The following is a 17,248-nucleotide window of genomic DNA, read 5'->3' as shown; positions in this document are numbered from 1 at the left end:
GTCCTCTGGCCTGTCGCCCCGGACCCGTGGGAACGGGCCGAGCGGCGGAAGGCGAACGCCGAACTCCCCGAACTGAGCTCCGTGAGCCGGGCCCCGCGAAGGCCGAGCAGCCGGATCCTGGAGCCCTTGGCCGACACCCGCGGGCCAAGACCCGAGGGCTGAAACCCGGAGGCCGAGACCCGAGGGCTGAAACCCGGAGGCCCAGACCCGGAGGCCGAGCCCCGGAGGCCGAGCCCCGGAGGCCGGCATAGGGATCCGGGCTGAGGCTGGTGGGGTTGGGGTCAGAGGGTGAGGAGGGCGGCGCTGCCGTAGGAGCCGCCGAAGCCGGTTACCAGGGCGACGCCCGCGCCACCCCTCACCTCGCGTACGGCCTGTGCCACATTGTTGAGTCCGTGAACGTATCCCTCGGAGAGCAATCCCCCGTGTGGATTGACCCCGGCGTGTCCCCGAGCCAGCAAGAAGGCTCCGAGGTCCGGTCGGGGCACGAGGCCGAAGTCCTCCAGCTGGCGGGGGACGAGCCACGAGTACGCGTCGTAGAGCAGGGCCACGTCCACGTCGGTGGGATGCATACCGGATGCTGTCCACAGCATGGGGGCCACGTACGTCGAGAAGATCGTGGTGACGTCGGGTGAGCGGTCCATTGTTGAACAACCGGGGCCGCCTCCCCGTACCACTGCCCTGATCCTCGGGCCTGGCAGCACCGCGCTCACCACCAGCGCGCAGGCGCCGTCCGTTTCCTGGCAGCAGTCGACCGTACGCAGGGGACTGCAGACGAAGGGCCTGGCGAGATAGTCCTCCAGTGACAGGGGGCCACGGCGGAGGGCTCTGTCGTTGGAGGCGGCGTTCTCGCGGGACTGCGCGACGACGGCGTGCAGGTGCTCCTCGGTGAGTCCGGTGTCGTGGAGGTAGCGGGTGGCGGCCATCGCGAACATCGGAATGGGGCCCGCCATGCCGTACGGGATGGTGAAGCGCTCCTGCGGGCCCGTCGAGACGGTGTTCATGCGCTTGCCCGAGCGGCCGTTGAGGGCTCGATAGATCAGGACGTGACGCGCCAGGCCCGCCCCGATGAGCATCGCCGCGTCGCCGAGGATGGACGCGGCCTGGGTGCCGCCGCCGGAGATGTCGTTGTGCCAGCCGAGTCTGTCGATCCGGAGCGCTCGAGCTACCTGGACGACCGGTGCGGAGTCGTTGAGGTGGTAGCTCAGGACGGCGTCGAGCTCGCGCGGGTCCAGGCCGGCGTCGGCGCAGGCGAGCCGGGCCGCCTCGACCGCCAATTCCAGCTCCGTCTTGCCGGAAGCCCGCGTGAGGGGTGTCATCCCGATCCCGGCGATGGTGCCGCGCATGCTCCTCCCGGCGAGTGGCGTCGTCGTCACCCCCAGACCTCTGACCGCCGGATGTCGGTGGGTGGCGGTGCGGGCGAGCCGATCGTCCGCCCGTTACGGTAGTGCGGCACCCTGAGTTAGGCAAGCGCTTGCTAGGCACCAGGAAGATCGCGCTCGCCCACCAGGTGGGCATGACCGAACGGACGGCGGACGATCACCGTACGCGCCGCGCTCCCGCGATCGAGGTCAGATCATCGAGACGAGAATCCTCCGACTACCGGTGTAAGCGTGCCTGCCATGCATCACCAGGAGGTTGTCGATCATCATGACATCCCCCCGCTCCCACGGAAACGAGCACTCGTTTCGCTTGGCGACCTCCCGCACCATACGAAGGTCATCCACGCCCAAGGCACCGCCGTCCCCGAACGTCGCCTGAAGAGGAAGCTCCTCATCGGAAGAGGCCATCTCCAACAAGGCCTCAGCCTCATCGGCGGGCAAGCTGGACACGTGCCACTGCTCAGCCTGGTTGAACCACACCTCCTCCCCCGTCACCGGGTGCTGACGAACAGCCGGCCGAACCTGCCGCACGCGCAGGTCATCGTCGTCCGTCCATCGGAACTCGGCGCCGGTCTCGGCGAGAGCGCGCTCAACGTCGCCCCGGTCCTCGGTCTCGTAGGTGTCCTGCCAGGACTTACCGAGTCCGAACCCGCCATGCAGGTTCTGCAGGTAGGCGACCCCACGGGACGTGAACCGCGTACGCACCTCAGGCGAGAGCCCGTCCAGCACGGCACGCGAGTCGGACACAGGGGTGGCGCCACCGGTGGCAGGGGCCTGATCGCAGTAGAAGAACAGCCGCGAAGGCCACCGGTGGGAGTAGGACAGCTCATTGTGCAGGGAGATCTCGTACTCCGCCGGATACTCGGTGGAGGTCCAGACACCGGCCTGTACGGCGACGCGAGGCGAGTTGCCGTGGCGGTAGTTGGTGAACGGCTCCCCGAAGGTCCTGACGAACTCGTGGAACGCGGCAGGCGAGTCGACGCCCAGCCCTCGGAAGAGGACGGCGCCGTGCTGAAGCAGCAGCGAATCAGCGGAGTCGCGGTCGGGGGAGCCCAGAACAGCGATGGTCGTCGCGCCAGAAGTGAACTTGTCCATGTCAGTGCTCCTGCGGGTCCGGCATGCCCTTGGTGCGAGGGATCGGGGAGAGCGCCAGCACGATGATCGGGATCACCGCGCCCGCGGCGCAGATGAGCAGGGTGGTGCGAAGGCCGATGCCTTCGGCGAGAAGGCCCATGAGCAGGGCGCCCGCGGGCGCCAAGCTGAGGGCGACGGCCCGCTGCGAGGCCATGACGCGGCCCTGGAGGCGTTCGGGGGTGGCGCCCATGCGGAGGGTGCCGCTGGCCACCATGGCGATCGGGCCGGTGATGCCGAGCAGGAACTGCGCGAGGCCGATCATGGTGACGAGCTGCCAGGTGGGTCCGGTGGCCAGGCCGATGAGGAAGAGCGAGAGGTTGCCGATGACGGTCATCCAGAAGAAGGAGGGCCCGATGCCGATCTTCTTCATCGACCTGACGGCCAGGAGCGAGCCCAGGATGGCGCCGGGTCCGCCGATGGCCAGCAGGATGCCGACCCAGTACACCGGCAGGCCCAGGCCCTTGATGACCCAGATGGGCAGCAGCACCTCGATGCCGGTGAAGAAGAACATGTAGAAGCCTGCGGCGATCACGCTGGGGCGGATCAGCGAGTCGCGCAGCACCCAGCGCAGGCCCTCGGCGATGGAGGAGAAGACGCCGGGCCGGTCCTCGCTGCGCTCAGGCACGGGCTCGGGCTTGCGGATGAGCGCGCAGCTGATCGCGGAGACGACCAGCGCCACCACGTCGATGATCAGAACCTGGACCGCGATGAAGGCGTTGACCAGCACGGAGCCGACGCTGTTGCCCGCGACGCGGGCGACGGAGTTGCTCAGCTGGAGCTTGGCGTTGCCGTCGCCGATGAACTCGCGTCCCACCAGGAACGGCAGGTGCGACATGTTCGCGACCTCGAAGAACACGAACAGCACGACCGACAGGAAGGAGATCGCGCCGAGCCAGAAGAGCGTCAGCATGTCGGCGGCGTAGAGGCCGATGACCGCCAGGAGGAGTAGGGAGCGGCCGATGTCAGCGGCGATCATGGTGGGCCGCTTGCGGAACCTGTCGGCCCAGAAGCCGGCGAACAGGAACAGCAGGAACGGCAGCCGCCCGACCGCGCCCAGCGTGCCGACCTCGGCCTCGGTGGCGCCCAGCACGACGATGGCGACCAGCGGCATGGCCACGACGGTGATCTGGCCGCCGAACTGGGAGGTGCTGTAACCGACCCAGAGTTTGAGGAAGTCGCGATGCTTCCAGAGGCTTGTCGGTGCTGCCTCAGTGGCGGGCGCGGTGTTCGAGACCACGGTCCATCCACCTCCTCCATGCGTTGGCGGTGCGGGTGACGTAGGGGTTGTAGAGCGCGCTGAAGCGCGCGCCGGGGATGAGCCCGGTCTCCAGGTTCGGGACGAACGCCCGCCACCCGTAGTCCTCGTCGGGCGGGGCGTTGTCCTCCTCGGGGATCAGCAGGATCGCCGGCCCGTCGAAGGTGTCGTGCTTGTAGCGCCCCACCGCGTGCGCGTTGGCGCGGAAGACCTCGACGTAGCGCTGGATCTGGTCGAGGTCGGTGCTCTCGGTGCGGAGCTGGCCTTCCTTGGTGGCGGCGTTGACGATGGCCAGCAGCCGTTCGGCCGGCTCCATCAGGCTCAGTTCGCGGGGGTCGAGCGAGGTGGCTCCGCCGGCCAACGCGTGCACCATGAGCGCGGTGTCGTCCTCCAGCGTCGAGCCGACGACCGGCTCCTGCGCCGAGGACCAGGCCAGGAAGACATACGGCACGTCGTGGCCGTCCTTGCGCAGCCGACGGGCCACTTCGAGGGCGATGTTCCCGCCGATGCAGAAGCCGCCGACGAAGTACGGCCCGTCGGGGAAGAGCTCGCGGACGTAGCCGGCGTAGGTCTCGGCCATCTCGTCGATGGTGGTCTGTACGGCGTCGCCCTCGGTCAGCCCGTGCGCGGGAATGGCGTAGACCGGCTGGTCGTCACCCAGGTGCTGGGCGAGCGGCCGGTACCGGAAGACCTGCCCGCCCAGGGCGTGGATGAGGAAGAGGGGCGGACGGTTGCCCGCGGTGCGCAGCGGCACGACCCGGCCACGGGAGATCGGGTTGTCGCCCTCGTCCGCCAGGGCTTCGGTGAGCTGGGCGATCGTCGGCGCGGCGAGGACCGTGGCGACCGGGATCTCCCTGCCGAGCGCCTGCCGCATCCGCAGGGCCAGGCGGAGCGCCAGCAGCGAGTGTCCGCCCAGGTCGAAGAAGTCGTCACGGATGCCGGGACGCTCCACGCCGAGGATCTCCGCCCAGATCCCGGCGAGGGTCTCTTCCAGCTCGTCCCTGGGCGCCTCGTAGGGAGCCCGGGCCACCGGCGCCGGGTCCGGGAGCGCCTTGCGGTCGAGCTTGCCGTTGGCGGTGACGGGCAACCGGTCCAGCTCGGTGAAGGACGAGGGCACCATGTGGTCGGGCAGCCGCTGGCGGAGGAATCCCGCCAGCTCCTCCGGCTCCGCCGTGCCGACCACGTAGGCCGCCAGCACGCCGCCGACGGGCCGCACTGCCGCGGCCTGCACGCCAGGGTGCTGAGCCAGGACGGCCTCGATCTCGCCGAGCTCCACCCGCATGCCGCGGACCTTCACCTGGTCGTCGATGCGGCCCAGGTAGTCGACCTCGCCATCGGGCAGCCAGCGTGCCAGGTCGCCCGTGCGGTACAACCGCGCCCCTGGCTCGCCATAGGGGTCCGGCACGAAACGCTCCGCGGTCAGACCTGGCCGCGCGGCATACCCCTGCGCGACCTGCACCCCGCCGATGCACAACTCGCCTGCGGTCCCGACCGGGACCCGGCGCAGATCGGCGTCGAGGATCTCGATCCGCGTGGCCCTGATCGGCGACCCGATCGGCGTCCGCTCCTCGCCCACCCGGCACGCATGCCAGGTGACGTCGACGGCGGCCTCGGTCGGACCGTAGAGGTTGTGCACCTCGACGCCGGGCCACGATGAGTGCACCCGAGCCACCAGAGAAGCAGGCAGCGCCTCACCCGAGCAGACGACCCGCCGCAACGACGGCACGTCCAGATCCGGGACCTCCATGACCGCGTCCAGCATCGACGGCACGAAATGCGCCATCGACACGCTGTGAGCGCGCATCAACTCGATCAACGCGGCCGCGTCCAGGTGGGCACCTGGTGGCGCCACCACCAGCCCGGCCCCCTCCATCAGGGGCCAGAACAGCTCCCACACCGACACGTCGAAGGTGAACGGCGTCTTCTGCACGACCCGATCACCAGCCCCGAGAGGGAACGCCTCCCCCATCCAGACCAGCCGGTTGGCGATGGCCGCGTGGGAAACGAGCACCCCCTTCGGGCGCCCTGTCGACCCGGAGGTGTAGATCAGATAGGCGGGAGCGCTCGGCGGGATCGTCAGGCCGAGAACCGGCCCCTCCGCCGACTCGGAAGGAGCCACCACCACCGAACCAGGGAAACGGCCAGGCTCCCCCGTGATCACGACACGAACCCCGGCGTCACCCACCATGAAGGACAAACGCTCATCCGGGTAGTCCGGCTCCAGCGGCACGTAGGCCCCACCAGCGGCCATCACCGCATGCACGGCCACGATCAGATCGGCACCGCGAGGCAGGCACACGCCCACCACATCGCCCAGCCGTACACCCTGCTCGCGAAGCACTGCGGCCAACCCGCGAACCCGAGCCCCGAACTCGGCATACGTCAACCAGGAGCCATCCCAGACAGCAGGGGCATCCGGCGACGCGGCCACCCGCCGAGCCACCACATCCGGCAACGCCACCAACTCCCGAGCCGCACCCGTCGCGTTCCACCCCTCCACCGACGACATATCGGCGGCCAGGAGCTCCTCGGACTCGCGCGGGTCAGCGGCCGGATCCTCGGCGATCTTCGTGAAGACCCGGCGGTAGTGCTCGCCCGCCCGCACGACCTGATCGGCGGAGAACTGCGTGATGTCGTACTTGAGCTTCAACTCCAGCCCGCCGACCTGCGGCGACCAGGTGAAGTTCGCGGACAGGGGCAGGTTGGTCTGCTCGAAGAACTCGCTCTCCACGACCTGGATGACCCCGCCGGGACCGAGGTCCTGGTAGACGTGGAAGTCGCGATAGTCGAAGAGCACGTCGATCAGGGGAGAGCGCTGGCTGAGACGCTGCATCTCGAACAGCGGATACAGCCGGTGCGGCAGGAACGCCACCTCCGCGGCGAAGACCCGCTTGATCAGCTCTTCCCAGCTCGGCACGTCGGTGCGCACCCGCACCGGCACGCTGTTGAGGAACAGCCCGAGGACCTGCTCGGCCGCCTCGTGCTCGGGCCTGCCGTGCGTCACGATGCCGGTGACCACGTCGCTGTCGCCCGTCAGGAGCGCCAGCACGCGTAGATGCCCGGCGAGCAGCACGGTGCGCAGCGGCACCCTCGCCTGCCGCGCCACCCGCTCCAGCCCTTCGACGAGCTGGTCATCAAGGCGTACGGCATGCGAGACGGTGTCCTCGGCGTCTCCCGTCCGGTAGCCGGGAAGCCTGGGCAGCGCGGTCACCGGCGCGTCGGCCAGCACGTCCCGCCAGAACTGCTCGGTCTGCGGCGAGGCCACCGCCTCCTTCTCCCTGGCGACGAAGTCGCGGAAGGTGGAGGGCGGCGGCACGGCCGGCGCCTGCCGTACCCCTTGCAGCCCCGCGGCGTAGCGGTCCAGCAGCTCGGTCACCATGGTGGCGACGCTCCAGCCGTCGAGGATCGCGTGGTGGAAGCTCAGCGTGAGCGCGAACTCGTCGGTGTCGAGGTGGTGGATGACGGCGCGGAAGAGCGGCGGCGCCTCCCAGTCGAAGGGCCGGTGCTTCTCCTGCTCGCGCCAGATGCTCAGGCGCTGCCCGGGGTCCTCGAACCCGGACAGGTCGAGCTCCTGGACGGGTGGCTCGACGTCCTGCCAGACCAGCTGGATGGGCTCGTCGAAGCCGGTCAGGTCGAACGAGGTGCGCAGGACCGAGTGCCGGGCCATGACCTCGCGAAGGGCGGCACGGAAGGTGTCGCTCTGGTACGGCCCGCGCAGGATCAGCGTGAAGACGTCATGGTAGGTCGCGGAGTCTTCCTGGTAGGCGCTGTGGAAGAGCATCCCGGACTGCAGCGCGGTCAGCGGGTAGGCGTCCTCGAGTTCCAGAGCGGTCAACGCTTGCCTCCTTGGAAACGCTGCTTCAGCCGGTCCAGGTCCGCGGCGCCGAGCATGCTGAACGCCTCGCTGCCGCGGCTCTCGTTCACCGTCCCGGTGGTGACCACCTGGGCGAGCTCGCGCACCGTCTGGTGGATGAAGATGTCCTCGAGCGCGAGGGTGTATCCGCGGGCCCGGAGGCGCGCGACGATCTTGAGCGATCTGATGGAGTCCCCGCCCAGTGCGAAGTAGCTGTCGTGGGCGCCGGGCGTGGGGACGCCCAGCACCTCCGCCCAGACCTCGGCCAGTGCCCGCTCGATCTCACCGCTCGGTTCCTCGTACGGCACGCCGACAGGGGCCTGCGGTTCGGGGAGCGCCTTGCGGTCGAGCTTGCCGTTGGCGGTCACCGGCAGGCGGTCCAGCACCGTGAAGGAGGCGGGCACCATGTGCTCGGGCACCCTCTGGCGCAGGAAGCCGGCCATGTCCTCCGGATCCGCCGTGCCGACGACGTAGGCCGCCAGCACGCCACCGGCCGGACGCACCGCGGCCGCCTGGACGCCAGGGTGCTGAGCCAGGACGGCCTCGATCTCGCCGAGCTCCACCCGTATGCCGCGGATCTTCACCTGGTCGTCGATGCGGCCCAGGTAGTCGACCTCGCCATCGGGCAGCCAGCGTGCCAGGTCGCCCGTGCGGTACAACCGCGACCCGGGCGGTCCGAACGGATCGGGGACGAACCGATCGGCCGTCAGGCCCGGCCGCGCGGCATACCCCTGCGCGACCTGCACTCCGCCGATGCACAGCTCGCCGGCGGCGCCCACGGGCACCCGGCGCAGATCGGCGTCGAGGATCTCGATGCGCGTCGCCCTGATCGGCGCCCCGATCGGCGTGCGCTCCTCGCCCACCTGGCAGGCGTGCCAGGTGACGTCCACCGCCGCTTCGGTCGGGCCGTAGAGGTTGTGCACCTCGACGCCGGGCCATGCTGAGTGCACCCGAGCCACCAGAGAAGAAGGCAGCGCCTCCCCCGAGCACACGATCCGCCGCAACGACGGCACCGCCGGGTCCGGCTCCTCCAGGACCGCGTCCAGCATCGACGGCACGAAGTGCACCATCGACACGTTCTCCCGTCGCATCAGCTCGACCAGCGCGTCCGCGTCGCGATGAGCCCCAGGAGGCGCCACCACCAGGCCGGCTCCCTCCATGAGGGGCCAGAACAGCTCCCACACCGACACGTCGAAAGTGAACGGCGTCTTGTGCATGACCCGATCACTGGGGGTCAGGGGGAAGGCCTCCCCCATCCACACCAGCCGGTTGGCGATGGCCTCATGGGAAACGAGCACCCCCTTCGGACGGCCGGTGGAGCCGGAGGTGTAGATCAGATAGGCGGGGGCGCCGGGCGGGATCCGGACACCCGGCGGAGCCGGGTCCCCTGACGCAGCCGGACTCACCGTCACCCCGGGGAAGCGCTCGGGCTCATCGGTGATCACGACGTGGGCACCGGCATCGGCCACCATGAAGGACAAGCGCTCATCGGGGTAGCCGGGCTCCAGCGGGAGGTAGGCACCTCCGGCCGCCATCACGGCATGCACGGCCACGATCAGGTCGGCACCGCGAGGCAGGCACACGCCCACCACATCGCCCAGCCGTACACCCTTCTCCCGCAACACCGAGGCCAGCGCGTTCACACGTGCCCCGAACTCGGCATACGTCAACCAGGAGCCATCCCAGACAGCAGGAGCATCCGGCGACGCGGCCACCCGCCGAGCCACCACATCCGGCAACGCCACGAACTCCCGAGCCGCACCCGTCGCGTTCCACCCCTCCACCGACGCCACATCGGCGATCAGGAGGGGCAGCTCCGAGACGGGCAGGTCAGGATCGGCGACGGCGGCGGACAGGAGAGCGGCGAAGTGCTCGGCCAGCCGCGAAACCGTGTCGGCGTCGAAGAGGTCGGTGCGGTACTCGAAGATCCCACCGAGCTGGCCGGGGAAGCGCTGGACATACAGCGACAGGTCGAACTTGGCGGTGGTCGTGCCCGAGCTCACCCACTCGGCTTCCAGATCGCCGACGCGGAGCTCGGACCGCTCCGCGTCCTCCACGCTGAAGAGCGCCTGGACCAGCGGCGTGCTGCCGAGATCACGACGCGGCTGCAGGTCCTCGACGAGCGCCTCGAAGGGCACCTCCGAGTTGGCGAAGGCATCGAGCGCGGTGTTCCTGGCCCGGCCGATCAGCTCTCGGAAGGTGGGGTCGCCGGAGCAGTCGGTGCGCAGCACGAGGGTGTTGAGGAAGAAGCCGATCAGCGGCTCCAGCTCCGGCCGGGGCCGCTCGGCAGCGGGGGTGCCGACCACGATGTCCCGCTGTCCGGTGTGGCGGGCGAGCAGAGCGGTGAAGGCGGCCAGGAGCGTCATGAAGAGCGATGCGTTCTCGTCCGCGCCGAGCAGCCGGAGGCGTTCGGAGACCTCCGGAGAGATCATGAACGGGATGTTGCCTCCGTCATGACCTCTGCGAGCGGGACGCGGCCTGCTCGTCGGGAGCTCCAGGCGTTCCGGCATGCCCGCCAGTCGCTCGCGCCAGTAGGCCAGCTGGGTGTCACGCAGCTCGCCCTCGACCCGGTCCCGCTGCCAGGCCGCGTAATCGGCGTACTGCACGGCCAGGTCAGGCAGCTCGCGACCCGCATAGAGCTCACCCAGCTCCTGGGCGAACAGTCCGGACGACCACGCGTCGTTGGCCACGTGATGGATCGTCACCAGCAGCTCGTGATCCTCCGGCGCGTGCCGTACGAGAGCAGCCCGGATCGGCGGCTCCACCGTCAGATCGAACCGCCGAGCACCGAAGGCCCGCAGCTCCTCCGACCGCACCACCTCGAACGGCACAGCGGCCTCGGCCGCCACCGAGACGAACACATCGTCGTCACGCTGCACGAACCGCGATCGCAACACCTCGTGCCGGACAGCCATCGCGACCAGCGCACGCTCCAGCGCCGCCACATCCAGCGGGCCCCGCAGCCGCAACCACACCTGCGTGTTGTAGACAGCCAGCTCCGGCTCCAGCTGGTCGAGGAACCACAGCCGCCGCTGGCCGTACGACACGGGCAGCAACCCGTCGCGCGGGATGGGCACGACCTCGACCGAGGTGGCGGTGCGCGCGGCGGCGATGCGCTCCGCCAGACCGGCCACGGTCGGCGCCTCGAACAGGGCTCGGACCGGCAGCTCGATGCCGAAGGCGGCGCGCAGGCGGGTGACGACCTTGATGGCCAGCAACGAGTGGCCGCCGAGCGCGAAGAAGCCGTCCTCCCTGCCGACCGGACCGGTTTCCAGCACCGACTCGAACAGCGTCGCGACCAGCTCCTCCACCGGACCCTGCGGCGGGGTGCCCGCGGAGTCCTGGTGCACCTGACCGGGCTCGGGCAGGGCGGCGCGGTCGAGCTTGCCGTTGGCGTTGGTCGGGAGCTCGTCGAGGAAGGTGAACGAGGCCGGGATCATGTGCTCGGGCAGCCGCTCGCGCAGGAGGCCGGTGAGCGCCGCAGGGTCGGCCGTGCCGACCACGTAGGCGGCGAGCACGCCCCGCACGGGCTGCACCACCGCGCTCCTGACCGATGGGTGCGCGGCCAGGAGCGACTCGATCTCCCCTGGCTCGACGCGCATGCCACGGATCTTGACCTGGCCGTCCATCCGGCCCAGGTAGTCGACCTCGCCGTTCGGCAACCAGCGAGCCAGGTCTCCGGTGCGGTACATGCGCGCGCCGGCCGGGCCGTACGGGTCGGGTACGAACTGCCGGGCGGTCAGCCCGGGACGCCGCGCGTAGCCGTGGGCCACGCCGATGCCGGCGATGCACAGCTCGCCGGGAGTGCCGACGGGAACGCGGCGCAGGTCGGAGTCGAGGATCTCGATCCTGACGCCCCGGATGGGCGCGCCGATCGGCGTGCGGGACTCGTCCGGCTCGGACTTGTGCCAGGTCACCTCGATGGCGGCCTCGGTGGGACCGTAGAGGTTGTGCACCTCGATGCCAGGCAGCCGCTCGTGCGCGCGTGCGACCAGGGAAGACGGCAGCGCCTCGCCGGAGCAGTAGACCCGGCGCAGCGAGGGCAGGTCGAGGACTGGTTCGTCCAGGAGCGCGTCCAGCATCGACGGCACGAAATGCACGGTGGTCACGCCGTGAGCCGCGAGGAGCCGGACCAGCGCGGCCGGGTCGCGGTGCGCGTCGGGGGCGGCGACCACGAGCCCGGCTCCGGCGATGAGCGGCCAGAACAGCTCCCAGACCGACACGTCGAAGGTGAAGGTCGTCTTCAGCAGGACCCGATCCTCGGCGGTGAGCAGGAAGGCGTGATCGGTCCAGGTCAGCCGGTTGACGATGGCCTCGTGGGAGTTGAGCACGCCCTTCGGCACGCCCGTCGACCCGGAGGTGTAGATCAGGTAGGCCGGGGCGGTCGGTGGGATCGCAAGGTCGAGCGGCCCGTCCGCGGACGCGGTCGGAGCCACCGTGACGAGCCCGGGGAAGCGCTCAGGCTCCTCAGTGATCACCACGCCGGCGCGGGCGTCCTCGACCATGAAGTCCAGCCGCTGGTCGGGGTAGCCGGGATCGAGTGGCAGGTAGGCGGCTCCGGCAGCCACGACCGCGTGGACGGCCACGACCAGGTCGGCGCTGCGCGGAAGGCAGACGCCGACCACATCGCCCAGCCGTACGCCCTGCTCGCGGAGGACCGAAGCCAGCCCTTGAACCCGCGCGCCGAACTCGGCATACGTCAACCAGGAGCCGTCCCAGACGGCCGGCGCGTCCGGCGACGAAGCCACCCGCCGGGCCAGCAGTTCGGCCAGGGAGGCGTACTCCTCCGGCGCGCCCGTGTCGTTCCACTGCTCCACCAGCGCCTCGTCGGCGGCGGTCAGCGCGGGCAGGGCCGACATCGGCTCCTCGGGCCCGGCCGCGACGGCGGCCAGCACCTCGGTGTAGAGCGCGGCGATGCGCTGGGCGGTGGCCTCGTCGAACAGGTCGGTGCGGTATTCCAGGATGCCGCCGACCCCGCCGGGTTCCCTGCGCAGGTACATGGTGAGGTCGAACTTGGCCGTCGAGGTGCCGGTTCCCCGCCACTCCATGGTCAGCCCGCCCGAGCTCACCGCGGGGCGGTCGGCGTCCTCCAGGCTGAAGAGCACCTGGACCAGTGGCGTCGCGCCCAGGTCGCGCTCGGGCTGCAGCTCCTCGATGAGCGCCTCGAAGGGCACCTCGGAGTTGGCGAAGGCCTCGAGCGTGGTGGCCCTGACCTGCTTGAGCAGATCGTGGAAGGTGGGGTCGCCCGAGGTGTCGGCACGCAGCACCAGCGTGTTGAGGAAGCAGCCGATCAGCGACTCCAGCTCGGGCCGGGGCCGCTCGGCCGCCGGCGTGCCGATCACGATGTCCCGCTGCCCGGTCGCGCGGGAGAGCGCGATCGAGAGCGCGGCGACCATGGTCATGAAGAGGGAGGCGTTCTCCTGCGCGCCCATGGCGCGCAGCCGCTCCACGACAGGGCCTGGGACGGTGATCGGGACGTTCGCGCCCACGTAGTCCCGGCGAGCGGGGCGCGGGCGGTCGGTCGGGAGTTCCAGGCGTTCCGGCATTCCGGCGAGCCGCTTGCGCCAGTAGGCCAGCTGCGTGCCGCGCAGCTCGCCCTCGACCCGCTCCCGCTGCCAGGCCGCGAAGTCGGCGTACTGCACGGTCAGCTCCGGCAACGCCCTGCCCGCGTAACACTCACCCAGCTCGCGGGCGAACAGCACCGCCGACCACGCATCGGTGACGACGTGGTGCAGCGTCACCAGCAACTCGTGATCATCCACGGCATGCCGTACCAGAGCAGCCCGGATCGGCGGTTCGGCGGTCAGGTCGAACCGGCGGGCACCGCGAGCTTCCAGCTCGGAAGGCTCGACCATCTCGAAGGGCACGACGGCCTCGGCCGCCACCGACACGAACAGGTCGTCGTCGCGCTGCACGAACCGCGACCGCAACGTCTCATGGCGGGCGGCCACCATGACCAGGGCACGCTCCAGCGCCGCCACGTCCAGGGCACCGCGAAGTCGTAGGCGCACATGCGTGTTGTAAACGGCCAGTTCCGGCTCGAGCTGGTCCAGGAACCACAGCCGGCGCTGCGAGTAGGAGGCGGGAAGCAGGCCGTCCCGGGGCACGGGGACGACAGGCGGAACCTGCTCGGCACCGCGGCCCTGCGCCGCGGCCACCAGGGCGGCGACCCCTGCGACCGTGGGCGACTCGAACAGCGCCCTGGGCGAGAGCCCGACGCCGAACGCCTTGCGCAGGCGGCCCATCAGCTTGATGGCCAGCAGAGAGTGGCCGCCCAGCGCGAAGAAGCCGTCGTCCCTGCCGACGGGACCGCTCTCCAGCAGCGCCTCGAACAGGCCGGCCACCAGCTCCTCCACCGGGCCGCGCGGAGGCACCCGCTCGGCCTCCACGGCGTCGGGCGGGTCGGGCAGCCTGGACCGGTCGACCTTGCCGTGCGCGGCCAGCGGTAGCGCGGGCAGCTCGACGAGGTGCGCGGGGATCAGGTAGGCGGGCAGGCGCTCGGCCAGGTAGCCGGGCAGCTGTCGGGTGTCGCCGACGACGTAGGCCACCAGCTCGGGCTCGTCCTGCCCGCGCACGACCACCACGCAGTCGGTGACGGCGGGATGGGCGGCCAGGACGGCCTGCACCTCTCCTGGTTCGACCCGGTGCCCGCGGATCTTGACCTGGCCGTCCGCACGGCCGAGGAACTCGATGGCGCCGCCCGGCAACCGCCGTGCCCGGTCGCCGGTGCGATAGATGCGCGCACCCGGCCGGCCGAAGGGATGGGGGACGAAGACGGCCGCGGTCTGTCCTGGCCGGCCCAGGTAGCCGCGGGCGACGGTGGCGCCGCCGATGCACAGCTCGCCGACGACCCCGTCGGGCACCGGGCGCAGGTCCTCATCGAGGATGTAGGCCTCGGCATGGGGCAGCGGGAAGCCGATGGGCGTGACCGGGCCCGCTCCGGCCGGCTCCTGATCGTGTGCGAGGCCGAGGACGCCGACGGTGGTCTCGGTGGGGCCGTAGTGGTTGACGACCGCGGGACCGCTCGGACGCGCGCGCAGCTGCCGTACCCAATCCCAGCGAGACGCCTCGCCGCCGAACACCAGCGTGCGCGCGGGCAACTGGTCGAGCTGCAGGGCGGCCAGATGCGAGGGCGTGATCTTCAGCAGGTCGATCCGGTCGCGCCGGAGGTGCTCGGCGATCCACGCGGCGTCGGTCGCGCGCTCCCGAGGAGCCAGGTGGAGCGTGCCGCCGGTGAGGAGCGAACCGTGGAAGACGGTGACGCTGAAGTCGAAGGTCAACGGCTGCACCATCGAGTGGCGCAACCCCGGGGCCAGGCCGAGCAGCCCGCTGACCCCGGCCACGTAGGCCGTGAGGTGCCGGTCGGCGATGCCCACCCCCTTGGGCAGGCCGGTCGAGCCGGAGGTGTAGATCACGTAGGCGAGCATGTCCGGGTGACGGGTGATCTCGGGGGCCGTCTCCGGCAGCTCGCCCGTCTCGCGCACGTCGATGACCGGAAGGTCGGTCTCGAATGCCGCGCTGGTGAGTACGGCTGTCGCACCGGAGTCGGCCAGCAGCTGGCGCAGCCGCTCCACGGGGTGCTCCAGATCGAGCGCCAGGTAGGCGGCGCCCGCCTTGAGCACGGCGAGCACGGCCACGGCGAGCTCGACGTCGGTGTCCAGGAAGATCGCCACCGGGGTGTCTGGGCGGGCCACCCCGGCCAGGCGGTGGGCCAGCCGGTTGGACCTGCGGTCCAGCTCGGCATAGGTCAGGCTGCGCCCCTCGGCGTCGGCCACCGCCACCTGGTCGGGGCGGTCGGCCACCTGGGCAGCGAAGGCCTCCGTCACGGTGTCGAACTCGGCGCCGAACGGTGGTGACGCCGTGGTGAGGCGCTCCTCCTCGCCGGGCAGCAGGAGCGGCAGGTCGGCCAGGGAGGTCTCCGGCGCGGCCAGGGCGGCGTCGAGCAGATTACGGTAGCGGGCGGCGAACCCCCTCGCCCAGGCCTCGTCGAACAGCGCGGCCGCGTACTCGATGCGCCCGTCGATGCGCCCGTCGACCTCGGCGAGGTCGATCAGCAGGTCCACCTTGGCGGTGCCGTTGCGTACCTGCCCATTGGTCACCAGAGAGGGCAGCAGGTTGAACACGACCTGGTGCAGCGGCGCACCCGCACCGTCAGAACGGTCCGGCCGGAGCTCCTCGACGAGCCTCTCGTAGGGCACCTCGGCGTGATCGAGGGCGTCGAAGACCGCGGTCCGCACCCGGTCGACCAGCTCGTCGAAGCTCACCTCCCGCGCGCACTCGGTGCGCAGCAGCAGGGTGTTGACGAAGTTGCCGATCAGAGGCTCCAGCTCGGGCAGCGGCCGCCCGCCCACCGGGGAGCCGACCACCACATCCGCCCGCCCAGCCAGGCGAGACAGCAGCGCCTTGAGCCCGGCCAGCAACACCACGAAGGGCGTGGTCCGCCGCTCCCGCGCCATCCGGTGCACACCCTGCACGGTGGCGGTGGGCAGCTCGAAGCCGATGTCGCCGCCGGCGTGCCGCGGAAGGCCGGGGTCGGGCGCCCGGGGCGACAGGCGCAGCGGCTCGGGCAGGTCGGCGAGCTGCTTGCGCCAGTAGCCGAGCTGGTCGGCCAGCTCGCCGCCCTCCCACCGGCCGCGCTGCCAGGCGGCGAAGTCGCCGTACTGGATGGGCGGCTCGGGAAGGTCGGCCTCGCCGAAGCAGGCCAGGAAGTCCCGCTGGAAGATCGCCACGGAGGCGGCGTCGAAGGCGACGTGATGCACGGTGAAGAAGAGGTGGTCGTGCTCGCCCCCGGTGTGGATCAGGCGCGCCCGCCACAGCGGGGCCTGATCGAGCGGGATGGACCGGGCAGCGTCGGCCTCACGTACCTGGGCGAGCCGTGCCTGCTGCTCATCGGCGCGGAGTCCACGCAGGTCGGTGACCGCGACCTCGATCGGGACCTCGGGCAGCACGATCTGGGTCGGCACGCCGTCGCGGTTCTCCAGCGCGGTTCGCAGCACCTCATGGCGGGCGACGACCCTGGCCAGGGCGGCGGTCACGGCGTCGGGTTCGGCACCGGCCGGCAGGCTGGTGCCGAACGGGATGTTGTAGACGGCGAGCCCAGGTTCCAGCTGGTCCACAAACCAGAGCCGCTCCTGCGCGAAAGAGGCAGGAAGCGCGAAACCCGACGCCTGATCGGTAGGCGCGCTCACGCCCGCTCGGACTCCTGCATGGCCTCACGCAGGCTGCGGGGCCTCATGTCCGTCCATACCTTGTCGATATGCGCAAGGCAGCTATTACGGTCGCCCGAAAACCCTTCATCCCGCCAGCCTGTCGGCGCGGGGCGATCCAATGCCCAGATCGAGTACTGCTCCTCGTGGTTGATCACTACCTTGTAGTCGCCACTGGGCATGGGTACGCCTATCTCCCTTTCGCCGCGCCAGGGGTTGCCGGACACGCCAAAGAACAATGTGGGACTTAGAGCCGCAAAACACGACATGTTACGGCCAGCAATGGAGCAGCAGGGCGCTTTGTCGGCCCTGACAGCCCCAGTAGTCGTCCTCGACGAAGTGCCGCCGATTGAAGTCCACAGGAACCCGGCAAGTCAACACATGTCGGGAGAACCGCATCCAACGATCACTGACAGTACTC

General features: G+C 70.5%; 6 protein-coding genes. All 6 read right to left on the bottom strand.

Annotation, left to right across the window (positions count from 1 at the left end):
- Positions 1-281 precede the first annotated feature (281 nt).
- Complete coding sequence (locus ABFX55_RS45900; RefSeq protein WP_346130127.1) at positions 282-1,343, bottom strand: thiolase C-terminal domain-containing protein; 1,062 nt, start codon at positions 1,341-1,343, stop codon at positions 282-284.
- A 225-nt stretch (positions 1,344-1,568) separates the two neighbouring features.
- Positions 1,569-2,474 (bottom strand): TauD/TfdA family dioxygenase, encoded by a 906-nt coding sequence (locus tag ABFX55_RS45895; RefSeq protein WP_346130125.1) that lies wholly within the window; start codon positions 2,472-2,474, stop codon positions 1,569-1,571.
- A gap of 1 nt (position 2,475) precedes the next feature.
- Complete coding sequence (locus ABFX55_RS45890; RefSeq protein WP_346130124.1) at positions 2,476-3,750, bottom strand: MFS transporter; 1,275 nt, start codon at positions 3,748-3,750, stop codon at positions 2,476-2,478.
- On the bottom strand, positions 3,722-7,603 hold the full coding sequence (locus ABFX55_RS45885; RefSeq protein WP_346130123.1) for a non-ribosomal peptide synthetase: 3,882 nt from the start codon (positions 7,601-7,603) through the stop codon (positions 3,722-3,724). The genes ABFX55_RS45890 and ABFX55_RS45885 overlap by 29 nt, the downstream gene beginning before the upstream one ends.
- Complete coding sequence (locus ABFX55_RS45880; RefSeq protein WP_346130121.1) at positions 7,600-16,809, bottom strand: non-ribosomal peptide synthetase; 9,210 nt, start codon at positions 16,807-16,809, stop codon at positions 7,600-7,602. Before ABFX55_RS45880 ends, ABFX55_RS45885 begins: the two co-directional genes overlap by 4 nt.
- On the bottom strand, positions 16,806-17,054 hold the full coding sequence (locus tag ABFX55_RS45875) for an MbtH family protein (protein ID WP_428834786.1): 249 nt from the start codon (positions 17,052-17,054) through the stop codon (positions 16,806-16,808). The genes ABFX55_RS45880 and ABFX55_RS45875 overlap by 4 nt, the downstream gene beginning before the upstream one ends.
- Positions 17,055-17,248: the final 194 nt, after the last annotated feature.

It is taken from the genome of Nonomuraea roseola (assembly GCF_039535395.1).
GTDB classification, from domain to species: Bacteria; Actinomycetota; Actinomycetes; order Streptosporangiales; family Streptosporangiaceae; genus Nonomuraea; species Nonomuraea roseola.
The sequence above is the reverse complement of the archived record's forward strand: the minus strand, read 5'-3'. Positions and strand labels throughout refer to the sequence as shown.